At 64.0% G+C, this 18,593-nt stretch carries 24 protein-coding genes and 1 tRNA gene; 14 read left to right on the top strand and 11 right to left on the bottom strand.

All coding sequences use genetic code 11. From position 1 onward, the window contains the following. Nucleotides 1-2: 2 nt before the first annotated feature. Entirely contained in the window at nt 3-1,274 is a 1,272-nt protein-coding gene (locus tag AC4K8G_RS05785; protein WP_491733214.1) for a 3-methyl-2-oxobutanoate dehydrogenase (2-methylpropanoyl-transferring) subunit alpha, read from the bottom strand. A gap of 112 nt (nt 1,275-1,386) precedes the next feature. On the opposite strand from AC4K8G_RS05785, the gene AC4K8G_RS05780 reads away from it, so the two are divergent. Next, the gene (locus AC4K8G_RS05780) at nt 1,387-1,677 is read left to right on the top strand and encodes a DUF3297 family protein (RefSeq protein WP_491733213.1); all 291 of its coding nucleotides are present in this window, start codon (nt 1,387-1,389) and stop codon (nt 1,675-1,677) included. On the opposite strand, the gene AC4K8G_RS05775 is transcribed toward AC4K8G_RS05780, so the two are convergent. Continuing rightward, the gene (locus AC4K8G_RS05775) at nt 1,638-1,865 is read right to left on the bottom strand and encodes a hypothetical protein (RefSeq protein ID WP_491733212.1); all 228 of its coding nucleotides are present in this window, start codon (nt 1,863-1,865) and stop codon (nt 1,638-1,640) included. The two genes, AC4K8G_RS05780 and AC4K8G_RS05775, sit on opposite strands and share 40 nt — an antisense overlap. A gap of 222 nt (nt 1,866-2,087) precedes the next feature. On the opposite strand from AC4K8G_RS05775, the gene AC4K8G_RS05770 reads away from it, so the two are divergent. The 4 genes from AC4K8G_RS05770 to AC4K8G_RS05755 are packed head-to-tail and all read left to right on the top strand — an operon-like array spanning nt 2,088 to nt 3,637. Next, a complete protein-coding gene (locus tag AC4K8G_RS05770) occupies nt 2,088-2,225 on the top strand; it encodes a hypothetical protein (protein WP_491733211.1) in 138 nt (45 codons plus the stop codon). Next, nucleotides 2,218-3,003 carry a PspA/IM30 family protein gene (locus AC4K8G_RS05765; protein WP_491733210.1) on the top strand — a complete coding sequence of 262 codons (786 nt, stop codon included), beginning with the start codon at nt 2,218-2,220 and terminating at the stop codon, nt 3,001-3,003. The genes AC4K8G_RS05770 and AC4K8G_RS05765 overlap by 8 nt, the downstream gene beginning before the upstream one ends. After that, a complete protein-coding gene (locus AC4K8G_RS05760; RefSeq protein ID WP_491733209.1) occupies nt 3,000-3,407 on the top strand; it encodes a PspC domain-containing protein in 408 nt (135 codons plus the stop codon). Before AC4K8G_RS05765 ends, AC4K8G_RS05760 begins: the two co-directional genes overlap by 4 nt. Next, a complete protein-coding gene (locus tag AC4K8G_RS05755) occupies nt 3,404-3,637 on the top strand; it encodes a hypothetical protein (RefSeq protein ID WP_491733208.1) in 234 nt (77 codons plus the stop codon). The genes AC4K8G_RS05760 and AC4K8G_RS05755 overlap by 4 nt, the downstream gene beginning before the upstream one ends. A 271-nt stretch (nt 3,638-3,908) precedes the next feature. On the opposite strand, the gene AC4K8G_RS05750 is transcribed toward AC4K8G_RS05755, so the two are convergent. After that, nucleotides 3,909-6,059 carry a TonB-dependent receptor gene (locus AC4K8G_RS05750; protein WP_491733207.1) on the bottom strand — a complete coding sequence of 717 codons (2,151 nt, stop codon included), beginning with the start codon at nt 6,057-6,059 and terminating at the stop codon, nt 3,909-3,911. Between the two features lie 144 nt (nt 6,060-6,203). Beyond that, a complete protein-coding gene (locus AC4K8G_RS05745; protein ID WP_491733206.1) occupies nt 6,204-6,602 on the bottom strand; it encodes a hypothetical protein in 399 nt (132 codons plus the stop codon). Between the two features lie 134 nt (nt 6,603-6,736). Between AC4K8G_RS05745 and AC4K8G_RS05740 the strand changes: the two genes are divergently transcribed. From AC4K8G_RS05740 to xth, 3 genes are all read left to right on the top strand, one after another. After that, complete coding sequence (locus AC4K8G_RS05740) at nt 6,737-7,618, top strand: cation diffusion facilitator family transporter (RefSeq protein WP_491733205.1); 882 nt, start codon at nt 6,737-6,739, stop codon at nt 7,616-7,618. After that, on the top strand, nt 7,618-8,805 hold the full coding sequence (locus AC4K8G_RS05735) for a threonine synthase (RefSeq protein ID WP_491733204.1): 1,188 nt from the start codon (nt 7,618-7,620) through the stop codon (nt 8,803-8,805). Before AC4K8G_RS05740 ends, AC4K8G_RS05735 begins: the two co-directional genes overlap by 1 nt. A gap of 252 nt (nt 8,806-9,057) precedes the next feature. Further along, entirely contained in the window at nt 9,058-9,831 is a 774-nt protein-coding gene (gene xth / locus AC4K8G_RS05730; protein WP_491734420.1) for an exodeoxyribonuclease III, read from the top strand. 16 nt (nt 9,832-9,847) lie between these two features. Here xth and AC4K8G_RS05725 read toward each other — a convergent pair whose 3' ends face one another. From AC4K8G_RS05725 to AC4K8G_RS05705, 5 genes are all read right to left on the bottom strand, one after another. Then, nucleotides 9,848-10,456, bottom strand: coding sequence for an energy transducer TonB (locus AC4K8G_RS05725; protein ID WP_491733203.1), 609 nt, complete (start codon nt 10,454-10,456; stop codon nt 9,848-9,850). Nucleotides 10,457-10,490: 34 nt separating this feature from the next. Next, nucleotides 10,491-10,566: transfer RNA gene (locus tag AC4K8G_RS05720), tRNA-Thr, on the bottom strand. Between the two features lie 17 nt (nt 10,567-10,583). After that, nucleotides 10,584-11,438: a hypothetical protein gene (locus tag AC4K8G_RS05715; protein ID WP_491733202.1), complete on the bottom strand. Its 855-nt coding sequence runs from the start codon at nt 11,436-11,438 to the stop codon at nt 10,584-10,586. After that, nucleotides 11,435-12,742, bottom strand: coding sequence for a mechanosensitive ion channel (locus tag AC4K8G_RS05710; protein WP_491733201.1), 1,308 nt, complete (start codon nt 12,740-12,742; stop codon nt 11,435-11,437). The genes AC4K8G_RS05715 and AC4K8G_RS05710 overlap by 4 nt, the downstream gene beginning before the upstream one ends. A gap of 32 nt (nt 12,743-12,774) precedes the next feature. Then, complete coding sequence (locus AC4K8G_RS05705; protein ID WP_491733200.1) at nt 12,775-14,115, bottom strand: replication-associated recombination protein A; 1,341 nt, start codon at nt 14,113-14,115, stop codon at nt 12,775-12,777. A 94-nt stretch (nt 14,116-14,209) separates the two neighbouring features. Between AC4K8G_RS05705 and AC4K8G_RS05700 the strand changes: the two genes are divergently transcribed. Further along, the gene (locus AC4K8G_RS05700) at nt 14,210-14,839 is read left to right on the top strand and encodes a PadR family transcriptional regulator (protein WP_491733199.1); all 630 of its coding nucleotides are present in this window, start codon (nt 14,210-14,212) and stop codon (nt 14,837-14,839) included. 1 nt (nt 14,840) lies between these two features. On the opposite strand, the gene AC4K8G_RS05695 is transcribed toward AC4K8G_RS05700, so the two are convergent. Then, nucleotides 14,841-16,010 carry a glycosyltransferase family 4 protein gene (locus AC4K8G_RS05695; protein WP_491733198.1) on the bottom strand — a complete coding sequence of 390 codons (1,170 nt, stop codon included), beginning with the start codon at nt 16,008-16,010 and terminating at the stop codon, nt 14,841-14,843. A 25-nt stretch (nt 16,011-16,035) separates the two neighbouring features. Here AC4K8G_RS05695 and AC4K8G_RS05690 point away from each other — a divergent pair, with 25 nt between their 5' ends. Then, on the top strand, nt 16,036-16,545 hold the full coding sequence (locus tag AC4K8G_RS05690; RefSeq protein ID WP_491733197.1) for a DNA-deoxyinosine glycosylase: 510 nt from the start codon (nt 16,036-16,038) through the stop codon (nt 16,543-16,545). Between the two features lie 2 nt (nt 16,546-16,547). After that, nucleotides 16,548-16,847, top strand: a complete 300-nt coding sequence (locus tag AC4K8G_RS05685) for a hypothetical protein (protein ID WP_491733196.1) — start codon at nt 16,548-16,550, stop codon at nt 16,845-16,847. A gap of 4 nt (nt 16,848-16,851) precedes the next feature. On the opposite strand, the gene AC4K8G_RS05680 is transcribed toward AC4K8G_RS05685, so the two are convergent. Further along, nucleotides 16,852-17,241, bottom strand: a complete 390-nt coding sequence (locus AC4K8G_RS05680) for a MerR family transcriptional regulator (RefSeq protein WP_491733195.1) — start codon at nt 17,239-17,241, stop codon at nt 16,852-16,854. A 239-nt stretch (nt 17,242-17,480) separates the two neighbouring features. Between AC4K8G_RS05680 and AC4K8G_RS05675 the strand changes: the two genes are divergently transcribed. The 3 genes from AC4K8G_RS05675 to AC4K8G_RS05665 are packed head-to-tail and all read left to right on the top strand — an operon-like array spanning nt 17,481 to nt 18,548. Continuing rightward, nucleotides 17,481-17,966 (top strand): DUF4396 domain-containing protein, encoded by a 486-nt coding sequence (locus AC4K8G_RS05675; protein WP_491733194.1) that lies wholly within the window; start codon nt 17,481-17,483, stop codon nt 17,964-17,966. Nucleotides 17,967-18,002: 36 nt separating this feature from the next. Continuing rightward, nucleotides 18,003-18,326 (top strand): hypothetical protein, encoded by a 324-nt coding sequence (locus tag AC4K8G_RS05670; RefSeq protein WP_491733193.1) that lies wholly within the window; start codon nt 18,003-18,005, stop codon nt 18,324-18,326. Nucleotides 18,327-18,362: 36 nt separating this feature from the next. Continuing rightward, nucleotides 18,363-18,548, top strand: coding sequence for a hypothetical protein (locus AC4K8G_RS05665; RefSeq protein WP_491733192.1), 186 nt, complete (start codon nt 18,363-18,365; stop codon nt 18,546-18,548). Nucleotides 18,549-18,593 lie beyond the last annotated feature (45 nt).

Here is an 18,593-nt window from a genome sequence, read left to right as displayed (position 1 = left end):
CATCAGTCGCGGCCCTCCGACAACGCGATTTCGCGCTGCTCGGCGAGATGCCACGGGACGTCGGCATAGACGTCGTCGAACATGCTCTCGACATTGTCCTTGCCCTGCTGCGGAAGGATGCCGAGCTTCTCTGATTCCTTCTGTGCGGCGCGAACCTCGGTGTCGCATTCGGCAGTCATCGCCGCGTGCCGTTCCTCGTCCCATTCGCCAAGCGCGACCAAGTGCGCCTTGAGCCGATCGATCGGGTCGCCAAGCGGCCAGGCCTTGCCTTCGTTGCTTGGGCGGTAGCCGGACGGATCGTCCGACGTCGAATGGCCTTCGGCGCGATATGTAAAAAACTCGATCAGGGTCGGACCGGCGTTCGAGCGCGCACGCTCCGCTGCCCACTGCACGGCGGCATAGACCGCCAGCGCATCGTTGCCGTCGACGCGGAGGCCGGCGACGCCATAGCCGACCGCGCGCTGGGCAAAGGTCGCGCGCTCCGCGCCGGCGATCCCGGAGAAGCTAGAAATCGCCCATTGGTTGTTGACCGTCGCGAGGATGACGGGCGCGTTGTAGACCGCGGCGAAGGTCATCGCGCTGTGGAAGTCGCCTTCTGCGGTCGCGCCATCGCCGATCCAACCCATGCAGATCCGGCTGTCGCCCTTGATCGCGGCGGCCATCGCCCAGCCCACCGCTTGCGGGAATTGGGTGCCGAGATTGCCCGAGATCGAAAAGAAGCCGTGCTGTTTGTCCGAATACATGATCGGCAGCTGACGGCCTTTGAGCTTGTCGCCCTTGTTCGAATAAATCTGGTTCATCATCTCCGTCAGCGGATAGCCGCGGGCGACGAGCAGCCCCTGCTGGCGGTAGGTCGGGAAGTGCATGTCGTCGCTGGCGAGCGCGGCGGCGGTGGTGGTGGCGATAGCCTCCTCGCCGGTGCACTTCATGTAGAAGCTGGTCTTCCCCTGGCGCTGGGCGCGGTACATGCGGTCATCGAAGATCCGGACCGTGACCATGTCGCGGAGGATCTTGCGGAGCGTGTCCGGGTCCAGCTTCGGGTTCCATGGGCCTACCGCCTGATGGTCATCGCCAAGCACGCGGACCAGGTCGGTAGTCAGCGGATGAGTTTCCGCAGGCGTGGCGTTGGTGTCGGGGCGCGGCGCCGCGCCGGCGGGTGGAATCTTCAGCGAAGAAAAATCGGGCGTGTCACCCGGGCGGAAAGCCGGCTCGGGCACATGCAACGCCAGCTTGGGCGCGTTCGCGCGCGTTACCTTGGGGTCCTTGTCGCTCATGCTGGGTGAGCCGCTTAATCCGGAGTCGGCGTTGCGGCAACTGTCGTAGTCAAGCGACCTTTACATCTCCTCTGCGTTGACGGTCGAAGCGCTCGCCCGCTAGGGCGGCGGCATGGCCGACAAAGCATCAGATTCCCCGCCCGACCGTCTCTCGCTCGACCCGCGAAGCCAGTATTTCGATGAAGCGCTGCTCAGCCGCGGCGTTGGCATCAAGTTCAACGGGAACGAGAAGACCAACGTCATCGAATATAGCGTCTCGGAAGGCTGGATCCGCGTCGCGGCCGGCCGCAGCCTGGACCGCTACGGCCAACCTATGACCATCAAGCTCAACGGCAAAGTCGAGCCCTATTTCGAGAATCCTGCTCAGGCCGACGGCGAAGAAGGCGTCGCTTCCGAAGGATAGGACGCACGCGCGCGGCGCTTGTCGCGCCATTTGCGAAACGCCCAACCGCCCAGGGTGATCGCGGCCAGCGCCGGAACGCTCCGGCGTGCGACTGCGGCGGCCCCGTACCCCAGGATCGCGCCCTTGGTGCCACTATTGCGACCGGCGATCTTCTCGCCCAGCCACGCGCCCGCAAGCTTGCCCAACATACTCAATACTCCTGCTCAAATGTCTCGCCGGTTCGACGCGCCGGGCTTGGGGAATGTTCCCAACCGACCCGTGGGATTTCCCACCAACTCTTGGTTGGGAAAATCTCCCAATCGGCCAGCTCAAGCTATATTTTTGGCGGTTTTCCGGGATTGGCACGGTCCTTGATTAGGAATGGGCATCGGTTCGCCACAACGGACGGATCGAGAAAAGGGAGTTTTGAAATGCTTATGAAGTCGCAACTCAGCCGTACCCTGGTTGCCATTGCCGCGGCGCTCGCCATGAGCACTGTCGCGGTTGGCGCAGCGGTTGGCCCGGCCCAGGCCGTTGCCAGCCCGTTCCAGGCTCCGGTCTATGCCTGAACTCGAAATTCTCGAGGCCAAGGTTCCGGTTCGCACGCCGGTTCTGGTGAGGGAAACCGAGACCGCCACCGTGCGGTTAGCCCCTGCCGCCGCCTGGTTCAGCGGTCCGGTATTCAGCCGGGCCCGCGATATCTTCGCGGCGAACATCACCGAAATCCTCGACCGGTCGGAAGACCCGGCGAAGATGATCCGGATGGTGATCCTCGAGATGGAAGAGACACTAGTCGAGGTTCGGGCCACCGCGGCTCGCTCCATCGCCGACATCAAGGAGATGCGGCGCGCCCTCGACCGGCTCGACGAGCTTCAGTCCGACTGGACTCAGAAGGCCGAATTGGCGCTGTCCAAGGACCGCGAGGACCTTGCCAAGGCGGCGCTGATCGAGCGGCAAAAGGCCGGCGACATGGCGGACAGCCTGCGCGCCGAGGTCGACCAGATCGAAGCGGTGCTGCGCGGCTATGAAGCCGACATCGCCAAGCTGCAGGCGAAGCTGCGCGAAGCCCGCGCCCGCCAAAATGCGATCGCCGCCAGGTTCGAGAGCGCACTGACCCGCGCCCGGGCGAATGAGATCATGAACGGCGGCCGCACGCAGGATGCATTTTCGAAGTTCGAGCTGCTCGAGCGCCGCGCCGACCTCGCCGAAGGCCGCGCGGAAGCGCTCGGCATTGGTAGCCTCGAAGACGAGATCGAACAGCTCAAGGTCGACGAGAAGATCGAGGCAGAGCTGAATGTCATGAAGGCCGCACTGACCGCACGCGGCGAACAGGAGGAAGGGGAATGATGGCCCGCAAGATTTATCCTTATTCGCTGGACCGCAAGGACGCGAAAATCGCCGGTGTCTGCTCGACGATCGGTGAGATCGCCGGGATCGACCCGACCTTTGTCCGCATCGGCTTTGTGGCCGCTGCCGTCTTCACCAGCTTCGTCTGGACGGTCGTCGCCTACGCAGCGATCGGGCTTTACCTCGCCGTGCAGAAGAAGAAGTCGATGACCGGTCGCAGCCGGATGAGCGACTTCGACCGGATGGACGAGGTCGCCCGGCGCAAGCCGACGGTGCACGCGATGCGCACCGAGCTCGACCCGACCGACCGCCGGCTGATGGCGATCGATCATCACATCAACAGCCAGAACGACGAGCTGGCGCGCGAGATAGAATCGCTGCGCCAGGCCGAGGAGGAAAAGTGATGGACCCGGTGACGATTGGAATGCTGAGCACGGCAGTCCTCGGCGGCCTCGGTGCCGCCAGCTGGGCGGGGCTTAAGGCCTGGAGCGGCTGGCTGGAGCTGAAGCGGTTCGAACTAACCCATGATTGCGCTGACCGGACGCTTCCGGCTGCTTCGGGCCGGATCGAGATGGCGGACCTCAAGGAGCGGATCCGCAAGCTCGAAGCGATCGCCGCCGGGATCGACATGTAGGGACGACATTTCCCGCGCACTTTCTCCCCAGGTGCGCTGCCAGAAGAGGCGGTTCGGTACCCTTCCCGGACCGCCTCTTTCTTTAGCGGGCTAGCAGCAGGGTAAGCCACAACATGCAGCGAGCGCGCAGCACGCATTTCTTGCCGCGCCGGACGCAGCGAGCGCGGACGACGCGCTCATCAACAGAACTGCACCGATCAACAACCTGGCTTTCATGACCATCTCCATCTGACCTGGCTTAGTTCGGCAGACGGCGTCGTCCGGTTACGAGCTAGAAGTTGACTCGCGCGCTCAAGCGGATGTCGCGGCCAGCGAGTGGTGCAAAGTCCTTGAGCAGCGACGTACTCCTGCGGGCGTCCACGTCGAACAGGTTGTTCGCGACCAGGCTCAAGGTCAGCTCCGGGTTCGCCGCGAACGGGTGATAATCGAGCGATGCATTGACCATCGTGAAGCCCGCTGTGTCGGTCTCGTTGGGCGCGGTGCGGTCATGGGCGAAGTCGCGCTCCACTTCGACGCGACCGTCGAGCTGTCCGATGGAGCCGGTAACCGCCCCAAGCAGGCGGAGCGGCGGGATGAGCGGTGCCGGCCCGAAATTCCTGATCGTCGCCTTTACCGCGTCGCCCTGGAACTCGGCCCCCCAGTCAATGCCTGCAAAAGTGCCGAGCTTGGCATCGGCCTGGAACTCAAAGCCGTAATAATTGGCCTTGCCCTCGCTGAACTGAAGCACCGGAAGATCATCTTCGGTTGCGCCGGTCGGCGCCTGGTAGATGAAGTTCGAAAAGCGACTGTAATAGAGGCTGCCGCTAAGGTGCACCGGCCCAGTCGTGTGGTGCAGGCTGAACTCGACCGAATTGCTTTTTTCCGCGCCGATATTCGGGTCGCCGATTTCAAAAGCCTGCGTGCCTCCGTGCGGGCCGTGAGCGAACAACTCATCGACTGCGGGCGCGCGTTCGCTATGCGACAGCGACAGGCCAGCGCGCCAGTCATGCGCGAATTCATACTGCGCGCCGAGTGAGCCCGAGACGGTCGTGAAGTCGGACGACTGGCCGGGCGTTCCGATCTGGCCGTCTGGCTGCGCGGCGAGCTTGCTGAACTCGACGCGCGCGCCGCCCTCAAGCCGCAGGGGCCCGCTGACGAAGGTCTGCAACGTGAAAAGACCGGTTTCCTTCTGGCGAGCGTCGGGCAAGAACTTCTCGTCGCCGCGGATGCGGACGTCACGGTTGAGATACTGGACCCCGCTGGTCCCGCCCCAGCCGGAACGATCGTGCTGGACCAGCTCGAGCCGGCCCTCGCCACCGTTGCTGAAGAAGCTGGAATCAACACCGCCCTCGGGATTGAGCTCGTCGTGATGATATTTCGAATAGCCGGCGCGAGCACGGATCTGGCTCAGAAAGCCGCTCGATACCGGGACCTCGGCGCGGAAGTCGTAGCGCGTCTGCTTCGGGTCGAGCGTGGGCGCCTCAGCCTCGATTGCAGGGTCGAGCGAATAGCGGATCGGCACCTGGTACCGCGCGTCGTGCCTCGTTACCGAAATGCCGACGTTCAAACCGCCGTCGACATAAGCGACGCCCAGCGAGCCTTCTTTCGTGCGTGATGCGGAATTGGGGAGCTTATCCTTGAGGTGGGCGAGTGCACGAATGTCAGGATCGGGGCTGGCCAGCGCCTGCTCGCGAAGATCCTTCGACAGCACGTAACCGCCGATGTCGAGATCGTCCGTCTTTGAATAATTGCCGTCGGCGTGGACGACGAAATGGCCGGCGACGGGGACGTCGAGCGAAACGTTGGCCGAGCGTTCGTTGGCTGCGCTGCCATATTGGACGATAGCGTTAACGCCGACCGCATTTTCGGGGACTTTGCGGGGGATGCGGGTGTCGATGACGTTGACGACGCCGCCGATCGCGGACGACCCGAACAGCAACGCTGCGGGGCCGCGAAGGACCTCGATGCGCTCCGCAGTGATCGGGTTGATCGCGACCTCGTGGTCGGGACCGACCGCGGACATGTCGAGCGTGCCAATGCCATCGGTCAGGACTCGAACGCGTTCGCCCTGGAGGCCGCGCAGGACAGGCGCGGAGGCCTTCGGCCCGAAGCTTGTCGCGGACACGCCGGGAAGCTTGGCGAGCGTCTCGCCGATGCTGGGCTTGATCGATCGGTTGAGCTCCGCCTCGTCGACCACCGAGACGCCGCCGAGCACGTCTTCGGCCTTACGCTTCACGCCGGTGATGACGATCGCCTGATCCTGGTCGGGGTGCGCTTTGGCCGCGTCGCCAGGAGTAGGCGGAGTGGCAGTGTCCGAACCGGCGGCAGCGGCCTCACTGGTAACGGTGGGCTGCGCAGGGTCAATGGCGGCCTGCTGGCCCAGCGCGGGCGAAAGCGGAAATGCGGCAGCGATCGCTGCGATCGGGATCATTGGCTGTTTCACGGGGACTCAAACTGCGAGGGGGTTCGCTGCCCGCTAGAGCTAATGATATATTATCGCAAGGTGGCTAATCGGTGAAACGCCGTTCACCTTCGACCGATGGAAGAAATGGGAAGCCTCCGCCCCGCGCCAAATCGGATCGGACGCTCAGAAGCTTTTCAGAATGCTTAGCATGAGGCGCTTGCGACCCGCATATTGCGACGGACCGACACCCGACCCGCCGCCGACCACGTCGAATTTATCATACAGTTTCTTCGAGTGAAGGCGGAGCGTTACTCCCTCACGAGGTTCGTAGCGGACTAGACTTTGGGAGAGCCAGGATGGGTCGATGTCGGGCGACCAATCGTGCCCGTTCGACACCCTACCTTCGTTTAGCCGATAGCTGACGACAGGGCTCGACGGACGCTTGGTGTCATTCATGTCCGGCGCCCCCGCGGCGCGTGCAGATTGGGCGCTCGGTTGCTCTAGTGCGGAAGGCGGCCGGGCACGGTTGGAAGAAGCACCGGCAATTACGATCAGCGCGGCGGCGAGCCATGTGGGAAACATCGGATTCCCCCTGCCGAAATGCCGTGCTGCCTACACCCCATCATCTTTAGGCAAGGTGAGCGCTGGATTACATCAACGTCAGGTTGGCGAAGGCGACGATTTGCGTCGCTAAAGTCGTCAGCTAGGACGGGTGCATGGCCGGCCACGCACATCACCATCATGCGGACATGAACCGGGCGTTCGCGCTCGGCATCGGCCTCAATGTAGCATTCGTGGTCGTCGAGGCGGCCTTTGGCTTCACCGCTAATTCGATGGCCCTGCTGTCTGACGCGGGTCATAATTTGTCCGACGTCCTGGGGCTGCTGGTGGCCTGGGCAGGCGGGCTGATGGCGAAGACCGGATCCTCGCCGCGCTTTACCTACGGGCTGAAGAAAGCGTCGATCCTGGCGGCGCTCGTCAACGCCTTGTTCCTGCTGATCGCCGTTGGCGCGATCGGGGCCGAAGCCATTCGCCGCCTGTTCCATCCGGCGCCGACCGAAGGTGGCGTGGTCATGGTCGTCGCGGCGATCGGGATCGCGGTGAACGGCGCGACGGCTTTGCTGTTCATACGCGGACAGCACGATCTCAACACCCGCGGCGCCTTCCTGCACATGGCCGCGGACGCTGCGGTTTCGGCGGCGGTGGTTTTCGCGGGGCTGGTCATTCTGTGGACCGGCCAGCGTTGGGTCGATCCGGTTATGAGCCTGGCCGTCGCCGGGGTAATCCTGTGGAGTAGCGTCGGTCTGCTCAAGGAATCGGTTTGGATGTCGCTCGCCGGCGTGCCCGCTGGAATCAACGTTGACCAAGTCGAGGCTTCACTCGCTGAAATCGAGGGCGTCGAGGCGGTGCACGATCTTCACGTCTGGCCGCTCAGCACCTCGGAAACGGCGCTGACCGCGCACATCGTCACGGCGCGTGCCGATTATCCTGATGCGCTTTTGGCCGCCGCGCGCGAGATGCTCCACGACCGGTTTCACATCGAGCATTGCACCATCCAGGTTGAACGCGAGCACGCGTCCGACCATCACAATTGCTGATGAGCCTCGTCACTCACCTCGAATGCTCGCTGACGGGCGAGCGCTATGAAGCGGGGCAGGTCCATAACCTCAGCCGCGCCGGCAAGCCTTTGCTGGTGCGCTACGACATGGAGGCGGCGCGCCGGAGCTTGACGCGCGAGAACCTGGCCGAACGCGAGCCGGGCATGTGGAAATGGCGTGAACTGCTGCCGTTCGACGGGGAGCCGGTTAGCCTGGGCGAGCCCGAGACACCGATCGTCACGCTGACCAGGACCGGCAGTGCGAACCTGCTGGTCAAGGACGAAGGGCGGCTCCCGACGGGCTCCTTCAAGGCGCGTGGCCTCGCCATGGCGGTGACCATGGCGAAGCAGTTCGGGATCGGGCGGATCGCGATGCCGACCAACGGCAATGCCGGCGCGGCGCTGGCGGCTTACGGGGCGCGGGCGGGGATCGAGACCGTCGTCATCTGCCCCGCCGAAACGCCGCAAATCAACGTGACTGAGACGGTCGCCTATGGCGCGCGGGTCTATGTCGCCGACGGTCAGATCGACGAGTGCGGCGCGCTCGTGGGCAAGGGCGCCGCCGAGGGGCTGTGGTTCGACTGCTCGACCCTGAAGGAGCCCTATCGCCTCGAGGGGAAAAAGGTGATGGGCTTCGAGCTTGCCGAGCAACTCGACTGGGAGCTGCCCGACGCGATCTTCTACCCGACGGGCGGCGGCACCGGCCTCATCGGCATGTGGAAGGCATTTGACGAGCTGGAAGCGGTCGGCCTGATCGGGCCCAAGCGCCCGCGCATGTATGCGGTCCAGGCCGAGGGCTGCGCGCCGATGGTTCGCGCGTTCGACAATGGCGATGAGTTCGCCGAGCGGTGGGAGAATGCGGCGACGGTCGCGACGGGTATCCGCGTGCCGAAGGCGGTCGGCGATTTCCTGATTCTCCGGGCGGTCCGCGAAAGTGGCGGTGCTGCCCTCGCGGTGCCGGAAGAAGCTATCCTTAAGGCCGTCGAGGATGCGGCGCGCGACGACGGCTTCCTGTTCTGTCCGGAGGGCGGCGCGGTGCTTGCGGCGTGGAGGCTGGCGCGAGAGCGCGGGCTGGTTGGCGAGGAGGAGCGAGTCCTGCTGTTCAATTGCGCGAACGGCAGCAAATATCCCTTGCCGGACCGGTCGAAGCCGTTGGCGCTGAAAGAAGCGGACCCGGCCGCGCTGTGATTTTGGGAGGCCCAAATAAATGCTCGGGCCCAGAAACGAGTAAACCCCGGCAACCGAAGTTGCCGGGGTTCCATGTTTCTTCGACCGAAGTCTCCGAAACACAGGTAGACAATAGCTGGGCCGGCCGAATGTTCCAGCCCTAAATGAGGTGCCGAACGAGAAAACAGGGGGCGAATCTGTGGATAAACCTGTGGGACTCGGAACAGGCAACGGATTCGCCCCGCGCGGGTTCGGAAAGTCATGAAAAAACGGCTGCGAATCGCGAGCTACAACATCAACGGAATCAACTCGAGGCTGGCCGTGCTGATTCGCTGGCTCGAGGAATTTAAGCCCGACATCGTCGGCCTTCAGGAGCTCAAATGCACGGATGAAGCCTTTCCGGCCGAGGCCATCGAGGCGCTCGGCTATTCGGCCATCTGGCACGGCCAGAAAAGCTGGAACGGCGTTGCTCTGCTGAGCCGCGTCGGCGAGCCGGTGGAAACGCGCCGCGCGCTGCCCGATGATCCCAACCTCGACCAGAGCCGGTACATCGAGGCGGCTGTATGCGGCATCCTGGTCGGCAACATGTATGCGCCGAACGGTAACCCGTGGCCGGGGCCCAAGTTCGACTACAAGCTCGCCTGGCTCGACCGGCTATACGACCATGCGCAGGAGCTTCTCGACAGCGGCCTGCCGGCCATCCTGATTGGCGATTACAATATCATTCCGACCGACATGGACGTGTACAAGCCCGAGCGCTGGGCAAAGGATGCGCTGTTCGCGCCGCGAGCGAAGGAGAAGTACAAGGAGCTGGTCGGGCAGGGCTGGACCGACGCGATCCGCAAGCTTCACCCGAAGGAGCGAATCTACACCTTCTGGCATTACTGGCGAAACTCATTCGAGCGCGACGCCGGCATCCGCATCGACCATGCGCTACTAAGCCCGAGCCTCGCGAAGAAGCTGAAGGCCGCAGGCGTCGACCGAACTCCGCGCGGCTGGGAAAAGACCAGCGACCATGCGCCAATGTGGGTTGAGGTCGAGGCTTAGAGAATGGGCGGACTCGTTATCGCGATTTGTTGATGACGACGTAGGCGTTCTGCACCGATCGCGTCGGTTTCCCGGCCTCATCCAACACGGTGAAAGGCTGCCAGTTCTTGACGAGCTGGGTGCATGCGAGCGTCACTAATCCCGGATCGTCGGCCTTCGTATTGGCGAGGCCCGGTTGCGGAGCGTCGGCGCAGTCGCTGATCTTGCCGTCCGCGTCCGCGGCATAATCCAGTGTCAGGAGGACCGAAGAGCGGGCGCCGTCTGGAAGGCGATCGACTGACAATTCAAGGTCGCCGGTCGGCTTCGCGTCCTCGTCGGCGTTGAAGGTGAAGGTATAACGAAAGATCGAAGGCACCGGCGTGCCATCCGACCAGTGCCCGGGCCTGAACTTCCCAAGCTTGATGATTGCGGCGCAGGCGAAAGCGTCGGCCTTTGGCTGTTTTGATTTCTCTTCGACCCTGCAGCCCACCACGTTGCCATTCTTGTCGACCAGCGTCTGAGTGACGGTCTGGACGACATCGTCGGACTCTCTCACGGAGCTCGGCGGATCAATATTCGCGAACCACATTTCATTGGGAAGCGGACGGGCCCCAACGAGCTGCGAGGCAATCAGAAGACCGAGCATTATCCCTCCTGCATTCGCCGATGAAGGCTGCGAGTGGTGCCGGATGCAGGATTTGAACCCGCGACCTTCGGTTTACAAAACCGCTGCTCTACCAACTGAGCTAATCCGGCCCGCCGGTCGCTCTGCTTCATAGCACGCCGAAGGTCCAGCCTTCCGCTTGGGCGATCTCGGGCGTCAGGCCTTCGGGCTTAAAGGCGCGCGGCTCGGTCAGCGTGAGCTGGCGCATCCCGGCAGCCGTGATCAGCGCGTCGGTTTGATGGTCGTTGGGCTCGAAGCGAAGCCGGGCGGGCGGGCTGTTGAGACCGAGCAGCGCGCGATTGAGGTCTGCGCGAGTCCTCACTTTAGTTCCCGATAGCCCCGCCCGGCGGAGGTAGATGCGGGTGTAGATTTCGACCACCGCGCTGCCATGGTCGGGGAGGGTGTCCATCGGCCAGATCGCGACCTTGCCGTCGAGGCGATGGAGGAAGCGCATGCCGGCGAAGCTTGCCTTGGCGACCTGCGCGGCCCCGATTGCGTCGTAAGCGGACGCGGTTTTACGCCCGCCTTGCGCATTGAGCCTCGCATCGCACTGGCGGAAGCGGACGAAATCGGCCTTCACCCCGTCGGCGATGCCGAAATAAAAATGCTTGCGGTGCGCGAGCTCGAGGAAGCTCGCGGCGCCCAGATCCTCATCGTCGCAGAGGGAATCGACGTAGGCCCAGAACGCGCGTGCAGTCTTCGGCACGCCAGCTTCGCCGGGAAGATACTCGCCGCGTTCCATCAGCGGCGGGGCGAAGCTGAAGTCGAAGCCGAACAGGGTCGGCTCCTTCGCCGCCTGCGCGAGGAGCCAATCGGCGACCTCCTCGCGCGACCAGGCGTGGCCGGACCGGACCAGCCGAGGGGCGGCGCCGCCGCGCGCTTCGGCAATGGCGATGCCCTTGTGCTGCTTGCCCTTCGCGCCCGACCAGTCGATCGCGACGTAGGCCGCGAAGCGGGATGTCACACGAGCGGCGGCTGACTGTCGTCGCCGGGCGTGCTGCGCAGCCGCTTGGGCGGCGGAGGCGGAGCCGACCGCCCCGTGATGCGCGAGGCCCAATAATCGGCAATGCGTCCCGCAGCGTCACGCCCGCCGAGCCCGAACGCCAAGGCAGTCGCCACCGCGGCGGAGCCGAGGATCAGGCCGAACGCCATCATCACGATCTGGTCGGCCAGGCCCATGAAGGTGAGGCCGATCGCCGTGAACAGGGCGATGATCGCGTAGCGAACGATGGTCTGGGCGAAGCTTCCTTCGCCGGTGCCGCTACCGACTAGCTTGGCGATGACGTTGGACAAAAAGATGCCCGCAACGATGATCAGCGTTCCGAAGATCACCTTGCTGCCAAGCGCCGTCACCTGCGCGAGGAAGATCGCGATGTCACCGCCGCCAATCTGCCGCAGCGCCTCGATCGACGCGCCGAGGATAATCGCAATCATGGCGATGTTGGCGACGATGCGTGAAGCACTGGCGTTAGCCGGCAGCACACCCATCGAACGGATCGCGTCGTCGAAGCCTGTCGGCGGCAGGATCGCCTCGATAAAGGTTTTGAGGAAGCGGGCGGCGATGAACGCAATGCCGATCCACAAGGCCGCGTAAAGCACGTTCGGAATCGCGGCTAGAATTTCGTTCAGCATCGCGGTCGCAGGACCCGAGATGGCTTCGATGCCGAGGACCTGAAGCGCCGCAATGGCGACCGGGATGATGATAAGGGCAAAGACGAGCACGCCAAGCGCCTTGGCCAGGCTGGCGCGAGTCATGCCGGGCACAGTTCCCGGCGGGACGTCCTTCGGGTCGGTGCGGCGCGTGCCCGCCGTCTCACCGATACCGATGCGCGCCAGCAGGCCGTCGATATTGGCTGCGATGAGCACGGTCTCGACCAGCCGCCGCACGATCCGGGCGACGATCAGGCCGACGAAGAAGATCAGGCCGGCGCCGATCAGCCGGGGCAAGAAAGCGAAGATCTCGGTGACCAGCTCATTGATCGGAGCGAGGATCTGTCCAACGCCGAGGAATCTAAGCGCGGCCATAATGCCGACCAGCCAGATGATCAGCTTGGCGATGGTGCCGAGCTGGTGGCCGACCGTCTCTTCCGGCGTCCCTGTCACATGCTTCTTCAGCGCAGGGGTGCGGTCGATCGCGCGCTGCAGGACCCACTTGACCGCCCGGGCGACGACCCATGTAGCGATCAGGATGAGGATGGCGATGAGGATCTTGGGCCCCCAGTACACCGTCTGAGCCTGCCAGTAAGCGCTTTGGTCGACCTGATACATGCCCGCGATCCCTCCGTTTTGCTGGTTGTCGGTTAACCCGACTCGTCCGCCTTTTGTTGCAGCTCTTTGCGCCGTTCGTCCCAATATTCCAGCCGCTCGCGCACCTTGGCTTCGAAGCCGCGATCGGTAGGTTCGTAAAAGGCCTGCCGGTCCATGCCTTCCGGCCAATAGTCCTGGCCGGAGAAGCCCTCGTCGCTGCTGTGGTCGTAAGCATAGCCTTTGCCGTAGCCGACATTCTTCATCAGCTTCGTTGGCGCGTTGAGGATATGCATCGGCGGCATCAGGCTTCCCGTTTCTTTCGCGCTTCGCCACGCCGCTTTCTGGGCCATGTAGGCGGCGTTCGATTTGGGCGCGGTCGCCAGATAGAGGCAGGCCTGGACGATGCCGATCTCGCCTTCTGGAGACCCAAGGAAATCGTACATCTCCTTCGCCGCGAGGCACTGAAGTAGCGCGTTGGGATCGGCCATGCCGATGTCCTCGACGGCGGCGCGGGTGAGGCGCCGAAGCACGTACAGCGGCTCCTCGCCGGCAACGAGCATGCGCGCGAGATAATAAAGCGCGGCCTGCGGATCGGAGCCGCGGATGCTTTTGTGGAGCGCGGAGATGAGGTTGTAATGGCCCTCCCGATCCTTGTCGTAGACGGGCACGCGGCGGTGCAGGAGCTCCGATAATTGGGCGGCATCCAGCGGCTCGCCGATGTCGATCGAGAACAAGGTCTCTGCCTGGTTCAACAGGAAGCGGCCGTCGCCGTCGGCCGATGCGATCAGCGCGTCGCGGGCTTCGGTGGTGACGGGGAGGGCGCGCTCCTCGATCGCTTCGGCGCGGCGGATCAGTTCGCCCAGCGCCTGGTGATCCAGCCGGCGCAGGATCAAAACCTGGCAGCGCGACAAAAGCGCGGCGTTGAGCTCGAAGCTGGGGTTCTCGGTCGTTGCGCCGACGAGGATGACGGTGCCGTCCTCGACATAGGGCAGGAAGCCGTCCTGCTGCGAGCGGTTGAAGCGGTGGATCTCGTCCACGAACAGCAGGGTCTGCTGGCCGGCCTTCGCGGCGGTGCGCGCCTCGGCGAAGATCTTCTTTAAGTCCGCAACGCCCGAGAAGACCGCCGAGATGGCGACGAAGCGAAGGCCGACGGCATCGGCCAGCAGGCGCGCTATGCTGGTCTTGCCGGTGCCCGGCGGGCCCCACAGGATCATCGAGGCGAGGCGCCCGGCCGCGACCATCCGTCCGATCGCGCCGTCGGGACCGGTCAGATGCTCCTGGCCGACGACGTCGCTTAGTGAAGCGGGCCGCAGGCGATCCGCAAGCGGTGCATTGGCCGGCGGTGCCTCCGGCGGGCGGGTCGAAATCTGCTCGTCCTGGAAAAGGTCGGCCATCGCCTTGAGACATAAGGCGAATGACAAAAATTGCACGAGCGGCCTTGTCCGTGATGCAGCTAAGATATATCTGCGACACATCAAAGGAGATATTATGCGACATAGTCATCATGGTTGCGGGCCCAAGAGCCATATCGAAATCGAAATTCCGGAAGGGCTGTTCGCAATGCGCGGCGGCCGCGGCTGGAACTGGGGGCCGATTCACTTCGACCTCGGGGACGGGCCTGAAGGCCGCGGACGCGGCCGGCACGGCCGCCGCAGCCGCCGCATGTTTGAAGGCGGCGAGCTCAGGCTCGTGCTCCTGAAGCTGATCGCCGACGAGCCGCGTCACGGCTATGATTTGATCCGCGCAATCGAGGAGCTGACCGGCGGCGAATATGCGCCGAGCCCGGGCATCATCTATCCGACGCTGACCTTGCTACAGGACATGGGCCATATCGAGGAAGCGCCCGGCGAGGGCGCGCGCAAGCCATTCCAGGCGACCGACGAGGGACGCGCCCATCTCGAGGGGCGCAAAGAGGAGGTCGACGCGCTGCTCGAGCGACTGAGCGACCTCAAGCCGCGCGAGGCTGAAAATGCGGGGCCCGCGATCGGCCGGGCGGTCAAAAATCTGATGACCGCGCTCAGCCACCGCGTCGGCCGCGACGGCCTGGACGAGGATCTGCTTCACGAAATTGCAGCGATCCTCGACGAGGCAGCGCAGCGGATCGAGCGGGTTAAGTAACCTAGCGGCCGGTCATCCGCTCGAGCCGCGCCCGCTTGACGATCGCGTGCTTGTAGACACGGATGACCTGCGCGTTGATCGTGTCCCAATCCATCGTCTCCGCCACGGCAAGCCCGGCTTCGCCGTGGCGGCGGCGAAGCTCGGGATCGCGAGCATAGGCCTCAAGTGCGTCGGCGAACTCCTCGAGCTCATCGGGGTCGGCCAGCGTTCCGGTAATCCCGTTCCGCACGAGATTGGTCGCGCCGGAAGCATCGGCGGCGACAACCGGCAGCGCGCAGGCCATGGCTTCAAGGGTGACGTTGCCGAACGCCTCGGTGATCGAGGGGTTGAGCAGCACGTCCGAGCTCGCGAGCGCGCGGGCGAGATCGGCGCCGGTTTGCTGGCCGACGAAGATCGCGTCGGGCAATTGTTCTTCGAACCATGGGCGCGCGGGCCCTTCGCCGATGACGAGCACGCGGTGCGGGACCTTGTGAGCGGCAAAGGCGTGGATCGCGTCTGAAAAAACGTCGAGCCCCTTCTCCATCACGATCCGGCCGAGGTAGGCGACGACCATCTCATCGTCGCCGATGCCGTGGCTGCGTCGCCATTCCATGTCGCGGCGTGCGGGTTTGAACTGGTCGCGGTCGATCCCGCGAGCCCAGATCGCGATGTCGCGGTTCATGCGCTGCGCGCGAAGGATCGCGGCGGTCGATTCCGCCGGCGCCATCACGACTTCGCAGCGGCTGTAGAAGCGGCGCAGGATCGCGCGCACGTCGGGTTCAAGGAACTGAAGATGATAATAAGCGAGATAGGTCTCGAACCGCGTGTGCACCGAGGCCACGGCTGCGATCTTGTTCTTGCGCGCCCAGGTCACCGCGCGATGCCCGACGATGTCGGGGCTCGAAACGTGGACGACGTTGGGATTGAACTCGGCAAGGTCGCGCTTGACCCGGGCGGGTAGGGCGATCGGCAGCCGATATTCCTCGCGGCCCGGGATCGCGATCGAGGGCACGCTGACGAGATCACCAGTTGCCGGAAAGGCTGGGTTCTTCACGGTCGGCGAGTAAACGCGCACCTGGACGCCCTGCCGCAGCAGATAGCCGACCAGGCGATTCAATGCCTGGTTGGCCCCGTCGCGCACATAATTGTAGTTGCCCGAAAAGAGGGCGACGCGGAGGTCGGTCGGCTTCACGGATCGGGGCTGTAGGGGTTAATTTGTGGGCGTCAAATACGGACTGCCGCCGATTGCCAGTCCCGACGCGCGGCTATTCGTGCTGGGCAGTCTGCCCGGCGACGCCTCGCTCGCGGCGCAGCGCTATTATGCGCATCCGACCAACCAGTTCTGGCGGCTTCTTGGCGCAGCGATCGGCGAGGAGCTGCAGGCGCTGGATTACGAGGACCGGCTGGCGCGCCTCGCGGAGCGGCGTATCGGCCTGTGGGACGTGATTGCCTCGGCAAGCCGGTCAGGCAGCCTCGACCAGGCGATCCGCGAAGCCGAGCATAACCAGATCGAGCATCTGCTCCGCGATTTCCCAGACCTTGTTGCAATTGCATTCAACGGAGGGACGGCTGCCCGTGTCGGGCGTGGATTGGTCGGCGATCCGCCACCCGGCCTCAGTCTGGTCGATCTCCCCTCATCGAGCGCGGCCAATACGAGGCCGTTCGCCGAAAAGGCTGCCGCGTGGTCAAGGCTTGCCCAATTCGTGCCGCCCCATCAGAAGTGGTGAAGATGATTCCCGACGAAGACGAAATCGAGATCGAAACCGACAAGCAATTGTCGATGGTCGACGAGGCGCTGGTCGCCGGCACGATCGCCAACACCAACGGCCTGCTGGTGATCCTCGCCAAGCTTGTATCAAAGGGCGTGTTCGACCGCTCCGACCTGCAGGCCTTTTCCGATAGCTATTCAAAACCGCTCGACCATGTCGGCATGCGCGAGAACGAGCTGGTCAGCCAGATGCAGGACCAGATGGAATCGACGCTCGCGGAGTTGATGCGGTATTTGAGCGAGCGCGAACGCGACGAGTGAGCGACTAGTGCTGCTCGAATGACGCGAGGATCGGGCACGGTCCCGAACTTCCCGACCCACATTCACTAGCCAATCTGCGAAGGGCGTTACGCGCACCCTTGAGCTCGGCGATGCGCTGGTCGAGCGCCTTCACCCGGGCGTTGGCGAGCTCACGCGCCCGGGCGCGGTCTTCGCTCGCGTCCAGATCGAGCAGCTGCTTGATCTCCTCGAGCGTGAAGCCAGCGGCCTGTGCCTGGCGGATGAACCGCAGGCGGCGGACGTCCTCGGAGCCGTAGCGGCGGACGCCATCGGCCCGCGCGGGCGTCCCGAGCAGGCCGCGGCGCTGGTAGAAGCGGATGGTCTCCACTCCGACGTCACCCGAGGCGGCGAGCTTTCCGATGGTCAGCGATTGCATTGCTTGACTCCGTACCATGGTACGGCGGCTATATGGCGATTCGCTCGACATGAGCAACGTCAAAAAGGAGACTGGAAATGACCGATCGCAAGGAAGTGAAGAAGGACGACAATTGTGGCTGTGCGGTTCGCGGCACGTGCCGCTGCAATCCGTGCACCTGCAAGAACTGCGTCTGCTAAAATTACAAACGTTAGTCGTAAGCCCCCGCGCGTGCTGGCGGGGGCGAATTTCAGGAAACAATGATGACTTCCAATGCTCATTCCACCCACCACGGCCATGGCCACGCTCATGGGGGCCATGGCGGAGGTGCTTTCAAAACCTCCGCGCACGCTACGCTGCACTGCCTCACCGGATGCATCGTCGGGGAAGTTGCCGGCCTTTTGACCGGCACGCTGCTCGGGCTTTCGCCATGGCCGATGATCGCGCTGGCGACCGCGCTTTCTTACTTGTCGGGCATCACGCTCGGCCTGCTCCCAGTGATGCGCGATCAAAAGGTCGGCCTGCTCGCCGCCTTGAAGATCATCTGGATCGGCGAGGTGATCTCCATCGGGGTGATGGAGATCGTTATGAACTTCGTCGATTACCAAATGGGCGGGATGGGTGCGAAATCCGTCTTCGCATGGATGTTCTGGCGCGGCCTGTTGTTCGCAGTTCCGGCTGGATTCCTCGCGGCGTGGCCGGTCAATTACTGGCTGCTGAAGCGCGAGCTAAAAGCCTGCCACTGATTGCGCGCGGACGGGGCTAGCCCTATCGTGACGACCATGGCTCGCGTGCTTGCCCGCCTGATGCTGCTTGTCGCAGTGCTGCTGATGCCGCTTGGCATGAGCCCCGTGACAGCGGCCGTGCCGGCGCATCACGACATGGCGGGCATGGTCATGGGCCATTGCCCTGACCAGGCACCGACGCAGGACCATAAAGCAGGCTTTGCCGAATGCACGATGGCGTGCGCGGCCGCGCTGCCCGCCGTGGAAGCGCCCGGCGCACCGGCGCTGGCAATCGCGACCGAGGTACCTCGGTTGGCCGCCGCCCACCAACTGCACGGACTTCATCCGGAAACGGCAACACCCCCTCCGCGCGCATCCTGAAACCTCGAACCACATTCGAATTTCAGGAGACTCAAAATGATGACGTTGATTGCCGCGGCGGTTTTGGCCGCTCAGCCGGCTGCGCCGGCTCCCGCCGCTCCAAGTGCCCACGACATGCACATGAAGATGGGCGAGCATGCGGACCACAAGGATTGCTGCAAGGAATGCTGCAAAGACATGGAGGCCAAGATGGAAGGCCACCATGCCGAGCGCGGCCAGTAGCAATCGCCTGAGTGAATGAAGGGAGGCGCGGCTGTAACCGGCCGC

Source organism: Sphingomonas sp. SP3, assembly GCF_058514305.1.
Note: the sequence above shows the minus strand (reverse complement) of the source record. Positions and strands in the feature narration are given on the sequence as shown.